1 pseudogene is annotated in these 591 nt (G+C 64.6%); it reads right to left on the bottom strand.

Going from position 1 to position 591, the window contains the following annotated elements:
* A pseudogene (locus ACR0NA_RS21645) lies at window positions 1-591 on the bottom strand (sulfoacetaldehyde acetyltransferase); the annotation flags it as partial.

The raw sequence follows: 591 nt of genomic DNA, 5'->3' as shown, positions 1-591 counted from the left end.
CCTCTTCGAATGACGGATAGGCGTTGCCGATGGCGCAGTTGTTGCCGATGTCCGAGCTGATGATCGCCTCTTTCGGCAGCGCCGCCTGAATCGCGCGCCACGCCATGCGCGGGCTCATCCAGTCGGGCTTGGCGGCACGCGCACGCTCGTTCCAGCTGGTGCCGGGATCGTCGTCCTCATGCGTCATCGAGGTCAGTTCCTGCGCCCAGGCCGATTTCTTCTGGGCGATGCGCTCCTTGCGCTCTTTACGGCCTTCGTCGCCGGCAGTGCCGCTCAGCTGCGCCAGAATGCCGTTCGCCACCTTGGCCGCGTCACCAACGATGCCGACGCTGACGGCTTTGGTCAGGCCAATGCGGTCAGGGTTGATGTCGACCTGAATGATTTTCGCATCCGCGGGCCAGTAGTTGATGCCATAGCCCGGCAGGGTCGAGAACGGGTTCAGGCGGGTGCCGAGGCACAGCACCACGTCGGCCTCGCTGATCAGCTCCATCCCCGCTTTTGAGCCGTTATAGCCCAGCGGACCGGCAAACAGCGGGTGGCTGCCCGGGAAGGCGTCGTTGTGCTGGTAGCCGACGCAAACCGGCGCATCCA

The organism is Ruegeria sp. C11, from assembly GCF_056537725.1.
Note: the sequence above shows the minus strand (reverse complement) of the source record. Positions and strands in the feature narration are given on the sequence as shown.